Origin of the sequence: Mucilaginibacter sp. 3215, assembly GCF_050433785.1 — a bacterium.
Lineage (GTDB): Bacteria > Bacteroidota > Bacteroidia > Sphingobacteriales > Sphingobacteriaceae > Mucilaginibacter.
The window spans coordinates 129,752-141,095 of the sequence record NZ_JBNPWO010000013.1; the positions used below are offsets into that span (position 1 = coordinate 129,752).

Genomic DNA, 11,344 nt, shown 5'->3' on the forward strand with positions numbered 1-11,344 from the left:
ACAGCTTCTTAGAATGGTGGGCTTTTTTATGATGTTGTTTTTTTTATTGTTGTTTTAACACTTAATGATGTATCTTGCCGATGAAAACCCAATTATGAGACGCATCGCTTTTTTATTAATTCTTAGCCCATTTTTGCTGTGGGCGCAACAAAAGCAGGTTGTCAAAAGCTTCCCTCTACATGATGTCAGGCTATTACCGGGGATTTTTAAAGAACAGGAGCAGACAGACCTCAACTATATGCTTGCCCTGCAGCCCGACCGCCTGCTTGCACCTTTTAGAAGGGAGGCGGGGTTGCCACAAAAAGCTAAAAGTTATACAAACTGGGAAAACTCGGGCCTGGATGGGCATATCGGTGGCCACTATCTTTCTGCCCTGGCTATGATGTATGCTTCTACAGGTGATAACCGCATACGCCAGCGCCTTGACTACATGGTCAATGAGCTTAAATTGTGCCAGGACAAAAACGGTGACGGATATTTGGGAGGCGTGCCTGGAAGCCGCGAACTTTGGCCCCAGGTGATGAAGGGTGATTTTACAGATTTCAATAAGAAATGGGTGCCTTTCTATAATATTCATAAAGTATTTGCCGGGCTGCGCGATGCATGGCTGTATGAAAATAATCAAACAGCAAAAGTCATGCTGATCAAGCTGGCAGACTGGTTTTACAATATCAGTACTGCACTTAGCCAGTTACAAATGCAGCAACTGCTTGGGAATGAGCATGGGGGTGTCAATGAGGTACTGGCAGATGTATACGGCATCACCGGCAAAAAAAAATACCTTGACGCGGCCTACAGTTTCTCTCACCAGGCTCTCCTTCAACCGCTGGAAAAAGGCCAGGATAAACTGGATAACTTACATGCAAATACGCAGATCCCAAAAGTGATTGGTTTTAAGCGGATTGCTGATTACAGTGGTGATACCGCTTACAATCATGCCGCGACATTCTTTTGGGAAACCGTGGTACACCATCGTTCGGTTGCAACAGGTGGCAATAGCGTAAGGGAACATTTTAACCCTGCTGCAGATTTCTCTACTATGATCTCCAGCGTGGAAGGCCCCGAAACATGCAATACCTATAACATGCTTAAACTTACCGAAGATCTGTATATGTCAGATCCGGATATTGCCTATATCGATTATTACGAACGGGCGTTGTATAACCATATCCTTACAACCCAGCGGCCCGGCAAGGGAGGTTTTGTTTACTTTACTCCAATGCGGCCCGGGCATTACAGGGTTTACTCGCAGCCACAAACAAGCATGTGGTGCTGCGTTGGCTCCGGGATGGAAAATCATTCAAAGTATGGTGAAATGATCTACAGCCATTCAGATAACGAGCTATATGTTAATCTGTTTATTCCGTCTCAGCTTATATGGAAGCAAAAGGGCTTGCAACTTAAGCAGGAAACCATGTTCCCTGACAAGGAAACAACAACGCTGAAGATTTTGAAGACTGGCAATAGTGTATACGGGATAAATATCAGGTATCCTTCATGGGTAAAAACTGGTGCACTTTCAATTAACATCAATAGCCAGCTTGTTCAAGTTACAGCACAGCCGTCATCATATGTGCAGCTAAAAAGAAAATGGAGGAAAGGAGATATAATCACCGTCCAATTACCGATGCACACGACGACGGAGAAACTTCCTGACGGCTCTAATTATGAAGCCGTGCTGCATGGGCCGATCGTACTTGCTTCAGTGATTGATACAATTGCTCAAAAAGGCCGTGAGGCCGATGACAGCAGGATGGGCCATGTTGCTACGGGCAACCTGTATAAGCTTACAGATATGCCGGCTTTTGTAAGCGATTCTGCTAATGATGCCCTGATGATAATTGGTGATAAAAATAAACCGATGTCCTTTACTGCCAGGCGGCTAATATACCCGGTTAAATACCGAAACCTGAAGTTGGTGCCGTTTTATAAGATCCAGGATGCCCGTTATGTAGTGTACTGGCGAAAAGAATCGGCCAGGGGCTTTGACGAATTGCAGGCTAAGTTAGCGGAAGAGGACGCGAAGGAAGCAAAATTGGCTGCTAATACTATCGATATGGTAACTCCGGGCGAACAACAGCCCGAATCAGATCATTTCATGGAAAAAGAGAATTCGTTTGCCGACGTTAATTTCAACAGGCACTTCAGGGCTGCAACGGGTTCATTCAGCTATAAGCTCACCGATAAAAATAAAGCCGCAAAGAAAATTAGTATCACGTATTTTGGAATTGAAAGGAACCATAAGTTCTCCGTCCTTATCAATGAACAGGAATTGGTCAGAGTCGACTTAAAAGATGGTAAACGTGACACTTTCTATACCGTGGAATATGATCTGCCGGCAGATTTGAAATACAACGCAGACCAAAGTCTCCGGATAAAATTCCAGGCGGATAAGGGTGCAATGGCCGGACCTGTTTATGAAGTAAGGCTTTTAAAATAATTGAGGGTTTAAATCTGTTCCAACCTGTTGCCATAACAGGAGTGGTTCACTGTTACATGGTAAATGCCCTAAATAATAGGATTTGGAGCGGCCCGCGATACTCAGAAAGTTGCCAGCCTGTTGCCGGGAATAAACCTCAGACGGATGATAAGCAGCAGTTTGAGGTGATCTTTCAGAATGCAAATTCAGATTAGTGCCCAGCCCAGATTTCCTGAACCTCTTCCAATGATTTTCCTTTGGTTTCGGGAACCATTTTATACACAATCACTAAAGAAAAAAAACAACACGCCGCAAAGAACCAGAAGGTGACCGCCGGCCCGATTGAATTTAAAAACATAGGGGTTAGCTGCCCTACAATTGTATCCGCCACCCACATGGTCATGATGCTTAAGCCTAAAGCTCGGCCTCGGATTCTTGTTGGATAAATTTCGGATGCGATAACGAATTTCAACGGGCCTATCGAGAACGCGAAACAAGCTAAAAATAGGATGATGCTAACAACTAATGCAAGGCCGGTTGTAGCACCTGTATAAAAGCAAGCCCCGGTAAAAAGAAGGCAAATCGTGGCGCCTAAAGCGCCGGCTATATATAGCGGTCTGCGCCCCATTTTATCAACTTTCCAAATGGCTATTAGCGTAAAAGCGAAGTTAGCAATGCCAAATATGATCTGGCTAAGCAGGGCGTTGCTTATATTGATGCCTGCATCGCTCAATATTCTCGGGCCGTAATAAATAACTGCATTAATACCACTGAACTGAGAGAACAGCGGCAGCAGCAACCCAATTAGCAATGGTTTACGCATAGCTGGTGCAAATATCTCGCGGTAGGTGCCTATGTTGCGACTTGGGTTGTTCTTTATCAGTGTCACGTCTTTTAGAGCCGATGCATAGTCGGTTACTTTTGAGAGGATGGCAATGCCATCGTCGGCTTTCCCGTTTTGAATAAGCCAGCGTGGGCTTTCGGGTACAAAGCACAGGCCAACAAAAAACAGCAGGGCAGGGATGGCGCCCAGGCCAAGCATACTGCGCCAAACTTCTTTAATCGTCACCAGATCGATAATTGTACCTAAGCTATTGCTCTTATGGTGTAATGAAAAATTAAGCAAACCGGCATTGGTAAGGTAAGCTACAAGAATGCCAGCGGTGATGGCCAGTTGATAAAAAGTTACCAGACGGCCGCGTATCCGTGCCGGGGCAATTTCTGATATGTATAGTGGTGCCACAATTGACGCCACGCCAACACCCATACCGCCCAGCATTCGGGCTAAGATAAGCAAGGTAAAGCCCGATGACAAGGCCGAACCCACGGCAGAAAGCAAGAAAAGCACCGCCGATAACATCAGCATTTTTTTACGCCCTACCCGGTCGCTCAAGTCCCCCGAAAAAGCTACACCGATAATACACCCGATAAGTGCCGACGATACGAACCAGCCTTCGGTAACGGCCGATAACGCGAATTGGCTTTTTACAAACGGGAGCACACCCGAAATAACTGCCATATCAAAACCAAAAAGCAGGCCGCCTAAGGTAGCTATAAGGGTTACAGCAGTTAAAAACAAGACGGAGGGTTTGGTGTCCGGTGATAGTTTTTGTTTCATGGCGATTTTATTTTTCGATGCGTACAGTGATTATTCCTTTTACCGGAATCTTAAAATTGTTATCAAGCGCGGCCACCTTTTCTTCGGTCAGATTGCTTTTCCAGATCTTTATCTTCGCTTTTGCTTTCGGAGTGATGTTCACTTCACTATCGCCGGTACTCACTATCTGCGCAATAACGCCATTGCCATCATCGGCAGGTTTTAAGGATTCTATGTAGATCTGCTTACCACCGATATTAAAAAACAGTTCGTCATCCTGATTATCCGAAGCGGAAACTATTAATGGCTGATGATTGCTAAGGCCAAACCGGTTGGCATCAAAACTATCGTATCCTAAGGTGTGGGAACGGAAGATATAACGGAACGTGGCCAGCCCTTTTTCCTGCTCAGCCCGGAAATTGGTGTGCCATAAGTTGTTCATTACCCACGAATAAATCTTTGGCGACTGCGCCGTGAATGTTAACCACTGCGGCGCATGATGCAAACCACCAAGCAAATCGGCAGTTGTGATCTTGCCTATCTCGAACAAAGGCGCATCCGGACTTGACCAGGTAATACCGAACGCCGCGTTTGAAACATCAACCCAGCGCTGCATGGTAAACCAATTTTTATTAGCGTTAGGGAGCTGGTCGGCTTCGGCAGCAGCACTTCCCCACGGAATACTATAACGTACCTGTGCGCCTGGAACACTAAACGGAAACGCGAAGTGAAAGCTCTCTTTAGTGCGAATACTTTCCTTATCAATGGTATTAATCAGCTCAATTTTATCAAGCCCGTTAATCAGCCTGATTTCGCGGGTTAAGCCATAGGCTCCAGGCGCTTTTGAGGTAGCCAAAAGGCTCACCACCAATGGCCCATTTTCTTTAATGCTAATGATGGCGTCGGTACTTGTTTGCTGGCGCTGCAGTGAATCGCCGGGCATATAAATGTATTTGTTAAAACCGGTGCTATCCACCAATACCTGTTGTTTACTACCCCCGGTTTTTACCAGTTTACTTATATCGCCGGTTTTGCTGTCAATTGTGACGGTGTAGATGCCGTTAGCCAACCCGTTTAACGAAATTATAGCTTTGCTGTTTACAAAAGCTTTACCACGGTTAATAGTGTAAGTTTTTTTACCAAACGCCGGCACCCCGGTGACTACCAAAGCCAGCTCGCCCGAACTTAAACGTTGCGATGGGATAGCATTACCTGTTGCATCTTTAACCAGGTCGCCTGCTTTGCTTAAACCGGCCGGTACATAAACAACATCGGTACGCGGCCATGACAGGGTGTTGTAAACGTCTACCTTATTTGCTGTTGCGGTTTTTACAGCCAATACCAAATTGCTGAGCGAATCGGTTTGCTTTTGGGCGCTTAGTGAATAGCCTTTTTTAATAGTCCACTCGCTTTTAACCTTTGCATCTTCGGGGGCGTCAACACTATTATATGCGCCCCAGGTGTGTTCATTGTAAAGCAGCAGGTTTTTCCAGGTGTCATCAAAATCATCAACAGGGTAGGCTCGTTTATTACGGATGGCCCAGAGGGCCGATGCCTGTTTTAGCTTATCAGATGTTTGGCGGCTGATGGCTGTTTCTTTCGCGGCTGACGACACGCCGTCCGTCCAGTACTCAGTATAATCGCCGGTGAACGACGGGATTTTGTCTTGATATTGTTTCTCAAAATCATGGAAAAACTGTTTTACCGAGGTGATCACCAGTTTTGGCGAGGCAAAATGCTCGTTCCAGCCTTTAACAGCATCGGGAAGTTCAGGATCGATAGGGGCATTATCGCTCATAGCCCAGGTTAACAACGACATGTTATACGGAAAATTATTTTGTTCAAGGCCGCCGAGATATTGGAAAAGGTGCGGGTTTAGAAAATTATCCGATGGGTGACCAGTGTAAAAAGGTTTAGGATCGTCTATAGTAAAAAAATTAGGGATTCTGGTTCCTTTTAACGCATAGCCTATCGAGTAAGGCTGGCATTGCCAGAACAGTAGTTTTTGTTTACCCGATGGCGAAATCCAATAAAATGGTTTATCCTGCCATTTGGCAAGGTTGCCTATCCTGTCGGATGCGTTTGGGCCTGATAAAAAATATTTGATCCCGGTTTGTTCGCTTTGCGCAGCAAGGCCCCAACTGGCGCCCGGCACATCGCCCTGGAACATGGTATGGATCTCAACCCCATGAGTCTTAGCCAGTTTTTGTGATTTGGCGAACATTTGCATCAACTGGTAGGAGTCTGTCATACTGGTATTGATATTACCGTAAGCGCCATCCAAATTGATCCATCCTTTTTTCACCGCGTCCCAAAAGCGCTCTTTTTTAGCTTCATCTGCCGCTTTCAGGTAATTATCAACTACCCAAATGGCTTCTGTTGTCCATTTATAGCGGGCTTCCACTGGGTAGTTGGCCGTTTTTTTAGCCAGATCAATAGCTTCATCAATATTATCCATGTGCAGTTTCAAAACCTTTGCCTGTGTGTTGGTGTAACCAATATCTACATGTGAGTGAGGGAGGATATACATGGTCCAGTTGTTGCGGGCCGGTTCAACAATGCAGCGGGCCATATAGGTTTGCCCGCCGGCATTTAAGGTAACAGTAACCTGCGCCGCCGAGGTTATTGGCGGGCCGGGAAGCGGAAGCTCAAATACATCAGTGCCCTCTTTACTGGCCGGTATTATAACATGATCGGTTATGCCATTGAAGGAAACGGTGGCTTCTGTGGCTGCGAAGTTTTTACCCTCATGAAATAGCAGCCGGGCCATTCTGCGGGACTGGCCCTGGTAATTGACATAGGCAATTGTTGGTTGCAGGGTGATTCCATTAAAATGCTTACCACCTGTTTGCGCCATTGCTGATGCACATATGAAAATGAATGCCGACAGGATGGAGAAAATCTTATTCATAACTTAGAAGGTTTTAAGAGGATGCGTTTTGAGTTTGATTTAAGCAGATATATTAACAACATTCGTCTTTAACAAAAGCTTTGATAACCTTAACCCTTGTTTTGCCCGTATTTTTAAGTGTATAGCTTTTAACCGCGGCCGGAATAATAAAGGTTTCGGCATAATTAATAACCTGTTCACGACCGTTAGTGATCACTGCAATGCTTTCGCCCTCAACCAGGCTCAATACATGGCATTGGTTATTGGTATCTTCAGTTATCTCGGCATCAAACTCAAAGCGCTCAATAGCGTAAAAGTGCTCAGGATGAGTTGATAAGCTAATAATCTCCCAGTTATGGCCTTTTTTTAAGGTGGTTTGTTTGGAGATGAGTGTTTCGGTCACTACATCACCTTTTCTTTCGAAATTGAGGTTTTCAAAGGCCCGGTCGATATTCAGTGTTCGTGGATTTCCGCTTAAGTCGGGGCGGAGCCAGTCGTATATTTTAAAGGTAAAGATGTACGGCGTGGCGCTGATCTCCAGTACCATATTATTTTTGCCCGAACAATGTACCGTACCATTTGGGATCAGGAACAAGTCGTGCCTGGCTGCCGGGAAGGTTTGTACGTAGTCTTTGATCTCTACCGGTTCGTTTTGCTCAAAACTGTTCTCTAAAACACTCCTGAATTGTTGTTTATTGATGTTTTCCCGGAAACCAAGGTAAACTTCGGCGCCTGGTTCTGCATCGAGGATATAATAAGTTTCATCCTGCGTAAAATCTTCGCCGAAGTTATCTTTAATGTATTCAACAGAAGGGTGGCATTGCAATGAAAGGTTGCCACCGTCAAAAGTATCCAAAAAATCAAACCGGATAGGAAAGGCATCGCCAAACCTGGTTGCCGCTTTGCCTAAAATGGCTTCGTTATCCAGTAACAGCAAGGTATCCAACGATACCTCTAACATATTGTTGCCGCTTTGCAGCAGAATGCCGTTCTCCGGGGCGATAAGTTCAAATGACCAGGCATAGTTTACAACATCTTTGTTCAAGCCATTGATGTTGTTTTTAATCCATTGGCCTCCCCAAACCCCGGGCTCAAACCATGGCCTGGCCCTAAACATGTGACTGGACATGGTTTTAAGTCCGTTTCTTAACGCATCGCCAGTTGTCCACGAAATTTTATTGATCCTTTGCTCATCGATGATTGCATCTATCGCAGGCAAAAGCTGTTTTTTATGCTTATTGAGTACCGGCCAATCTATAAAATAAAAACGTTTGTATTGATTTTTGGGATCGGAAGGCAGCTTTTCGCCAAGGTTGCAGATTGTGTTGGCCCTTGACCGGAACTGGATCTCATTTTTAGGAACATCGATATATAGCAATGTACATTTCCATTCGGCAAAAGCGGCACCCGCACCATACAATATGTTTAATTTGTTTGGTTCGGGTTTAAGACTTTGGAGTTTTTCGACATCAAAAAAATCGCTCAGCTCTCCATCGTATAGCTTACCAAATAACGGGTCATCGCCACCATCGTAATTAGCGGTTATTTCATGAATAATGCTTTCCGGTTTTAATGCTTTATTTACATTAATCCAATTAGCCTGGATGTCTGAAGCAGCAAATTCATCGTTTAGGCCGCAGATAAGTACATCCCAATATACGCCCGAATAGCCATCTATAACAATGTCATGGTTGCATGTAATGATCCAATTGGCTAAAGTTTTATAGCCGGTATATATCGGCCCGGCAATGTCGAAAGTGGGGTAAATGTCATACTCCTGCCTTTTCGCAGCTTTCTTCAGATCCGGAAGCAGAAACTGTTTGGTGTTCCTCATCGTTTCGATATTAACCGAGTTCGATAAAATAGATTTATTCATGCATTAATATGTTGTAATGTGCAAACATATTTTATTTCGTTTATATTTCAAATAAGTCAAAAAAAATAAATTTAGGAACTGCGCCTGCTTTCTACCGTATAAACAAAGCTTTCGGCTTTATAATAGCCCAGGTTATACTCCATCAGCCGTTCGCCCTGGTCGTAAACAAACCGTTTCCTGATCAAAACAGGACTGCCCGGATCTATCTCCAGTTTACCTGCTATGAATTTATCGGCCGCCTTGGCGCTTATTTCTTCCTTTGATAGGTCTGCAACTACAGAATGCTCACTCTCAAGCATTTCGTAAAGTGGTTTCTTGAAATCTTCTTCGCCCGTAAGCCCGATCCGTGGATGAAAATACGAAATAAAATATACAAAAGCTTCTTCGGCGTTCCCCCTTAACCTTTCCATTTTCAAAATTTTCTTATCTGTTTTGATATCGAAAAAATTGGCTATATGATCTTCCGGAAAGACCCAGCTAATATGAAGCTCGTAATTTTTTATAGGGATGCTGCGGGCTTCCATCTCCTGTGTAAAGCTCAACCAATTCATTGATTTGGAGCTCATTTTGGTATGGGCCACTTTGGTTCCGAGCCTTTTTTTCCTCACCAGCAGCTCTTCATAAACCAGTTTGTTAATAGCCTGGCGTAAAGTGGTGCGCGATATAGCTAACTTTTTAGCAAGATCAACCTCGTTAGGCAATAATTTACCGGCCTGATATTCAGGCTCGCGGATGAGCTCTCTTAGCAGGTTCTCTGCCTGGATATGTAAGGGTACGGCGCTTTTATGATCGATGGAAATTTTCATAATGAATTAAGTGGCAAGGTAATAATTTATCAGGAAAACGGCAGGGGCCGGCATGTAGTGGTATCACTTTTGGAGGAGGAACATCTACGGAGCAGAAAAAGGTTGAATTTTTTTATAATACGGTTTTGGGGTTCAGTAGCAGTCTCCTTTACTAAGGTAATTTTCTGACCTCTGTTCATTTTTTATCATAGTTAATAAAAAAACTTTGGAAAAACTTTGGAATATAATATTATGATACTATGTTTGTACATATTATAACAATCTGTCTCCATTTCTATCTGGTAAGGCAGCAACCTAGATTACATATTTACCTGCATGAAAAAACGTCTACTCATTTCTACGGCATTGTCTTGCTTTGTTTTTTGCATTGCCGGAGCGCAACAGTCCTCCAACAAAGCTTTGGCAGGGAAAATTCTTGCCGATATCCGGCTTGATACAGTCCAGGTGAAAGCTTTAAAACTGCTATCCGGTTTTTCTGCAGGTACATCCTACAGCGAGGTGTGGATCCGCGACTTCAACACTTTCATCAATGGCTCATTAAAAGTACATCCCAAAGAAGAAGTAAAAACCAAACTATTGATGTTTTTTCGCATCCAGGGCCAGGGCGGGGATATTGTGGATGGTGTAGTTGACAGCGCTAAAGCCAGTGTAGGTTATAAATACCGCTACTCATCCTTATTACCGGGTTGGGCAGCGCATAAAAACACGGTAGAGACCGACCAGGAATCGTCATTGATCCAGGCTGTGAAAAAATACATTGATTTTACCGGTGACCAATCTATTTTAAACGAGTGTATTGGTGGTAAAACGATTTTGCAACGAATGGAGGAGGCGCTGACCTATCTGCATAAAGATCGCTGGTCGGAAAAATATGGTTTGATAACCGGGGCCACCACTATTGATTGGGGCGATGTGCAATCCGAAAACGGCGGGGGCGTGGCTATTAATGATAAAACCAAATGGGCTTTGGATATTTATGATAACGCCATGTTTGTGAAGGCAGTTCAAGATTTCCTTGCAATGGCACCTCGAGGCTATAAAGCCCAAACTGATTGGAAGGCCGTTGCCTCAAAAGTCACTGCCAATGTTCGTAAATACCTTTGGGATGCTGCCGCTCAAAAATATATTCCGCATATCTACCTTAACGGCAGCCCTTTCTCTTCGGATTTTAATGAAAAAAAGATCTTATACACAGGTGGATCTATATGTGCTATCATAGCGGGGTTTAACACTCCGGCCGAAGTTTTAGAAATAAACAAACAAATGCTTGCAGCCGCGGCTAAAGAAAAGCATGCCACTATCGGCATTACAGTGTACCCTCCTTATCCTGAAAAGCAGTATCCAAACATGAAACCCTATAATTATCAAAACGGCGGCGACTGGACATGGTTTGGCGGACGAATGATAGCACCGCTCATTATCTATGGTCGCCCGCAGGAAGCTTACGCCGAGTTATCACCGATGCTCGACAGGATGCTTGCCAACAAGGGCTTTTTTGAATGGTATGATGTACAATCCGGCGCACCAAAAGGTTCGGGCGATTTCAGGGGTGAAGCAGGTGTTTTATATGATGCCATTACGGCACTAAGGCAATGGGCCGCTAAAAACCGGTAGCCTGCCAGCCAATAAGCTGACATAAACTAAAGTAAACTATAATCCAAATTCATGAAAAAAAATGATGCCATAAAGGCAATCCGGACTTCTTTGCCCTTTCTGAAGGGCAACTTCCGGCCTTGCGGCGGTTATAAACCGCCAT

The 11,344-nt window shown here is 44.3% G+C and carries 6 protein-coding genes; 2 read left to right on the forward strand and 4 right to left on the reverse strand.

Features of this window, described 5'->3' with window-relative positions:
• Nucleotides 1-94: 94 nt before the first annotated feature.
• Nucleotides 95-2,440, forward strand: a complete 2,346-nt coding sequence (locus ABIC84_RS19700; protein WP_429264642.1) for a beta-L-arabinofuranosidase domain-containing protein — start codon at nucleotides 95-97, stop codon at nucleotides 2,438-2,440.
• Between the two features lie 190 nt (nucleotides 2,441-2,630).
• Here the strand turns inward: ABIC84_RS19700 and ABIC84_RS19705 are convergent, their stop codons facing one another.
• The 4 genes from ABIC84_RS19705 to ABIC84_RS19720 all read right to left on the reverse strand — a co-directional run bounded on the left by ABIC84_RS19705 (nucleotide 2,631) and on the right by ABIC84_RS19720 (nucleotide 9,588).
• Entirely contained in the window at nucleotides 2,631-4,037 is a 1,407-nt protein-coding gene (locus ABIC84_RS19705) for a sugar porter family MFS transporter (RefSeq protein WP_429264643.1), read from the reverse strand.
• Between the two features lie 7 nt (nucleotides 4,038-4,044).
• Nucleotides 4,045-6,927, reverse strand: coding sequence for a glycoside hydrolase family 38 C-terminal domain-containing protein (locus ABIC84_RS19710; protein ID WP_429264644.1), 2,883 nt, complete (start codon nucleotides 6,925-6,927; stop codon nucleotides 4,045-4,047).
• A gap of 52 nt (nucleotides 6,928-6,979) precedes the next feature.
• On the reverse strand, nucleotides 6,980-8,782 hold the full coding sequence (locus ABIC84_RS19715; protein ID WP_429264645.1) for a class I mannose-6-phosphate isomerase: 1,803 nt from the start codon (nucleotides 8,780-8,782) through the stop codon (nucleotides 6,980-6,982).
• A gap of 71 nt (nucleotides 8,783-8,853) precedes the next feature.
• Nucleotides 8,854-9,588 carry a GntR family transcriptional regulator gene (locus tag ABIC84_RS19720; RefSeq protein ID WP_429264646.1) on the reverse strand — a complete coding sequence of 245 codons (735 nt, stop codon included), beginning with the start codon at nucleotides 9,586-9,588 and terminating at the stop codon, nucleotides 8,854-8,856.
• Nucleotides 9,589-9,903: 315 nt separating this feature from the next.
• On the opposite strand from ABIC84_RS19720, the gene ABIC84_RS19725 reads away from it, so the two are divergent.
• On the forward strand, nucleotides 9,904-11,202 hold the full coding sequence (locus ABIC84_RS19725; protein ID WP_429264647.1) for a GH36-type glycosyl hydrolase domain-containing protein: 1,299 nt from the start codon (nucleotides 9,904-9,906) through the stop codon (nucleotides 11,200-11,202).
• The last annotated feature ends 142 nt before the right edge of the window (nucleotides 11,203-11,344 follow it).

Bases quoted from the DNA above. Each gene is read 5' to 3' on its own strand.
- ABIC84_RS19700 (WP_429264642.1), top strand. From the start codon at position 95: ATGAGACGCATCGCTTTTTTATTAATTCTTAGCCCATTTTTGCTGTGG.
- ABIC84_RS19705 (WP_429264643.1), bottom strand. From the start codon at position 4,037: ATGAAACAAAAACTATCACCGGACACCAAACCCTCCGTCTTGTTTTTA.
- ABIC84_RS19710 (WP_429264644.1), bottom strand. From the start codon at position 6,927: ATGAATAAGATTTTCTCCATCCTGTCGGCATTCATTTTCATATGTGCA.
- ABIC84_RS19715 (WP_429264645.1), bottom strand. From the start codon at position 8,782: ATGAATAAATCTATTTTATCGAACTCGGTTAATATCGAAACGATGAGG.
- ABIC84_RS19720 (WP_429264646.1), bottom strand. From the start codon at position 9,588: ATGAAAATTTCCATCGATCATAAAAGCGCCGTACCCTTACATATCCAG.
- ABIC84_RS19725 (WP_429264647.1), top strand. From the start codon at position 9,904: ATGAAAAAACGTCTACTCATTTCTACGGCATTGTCTTGCTTTGTTTTT.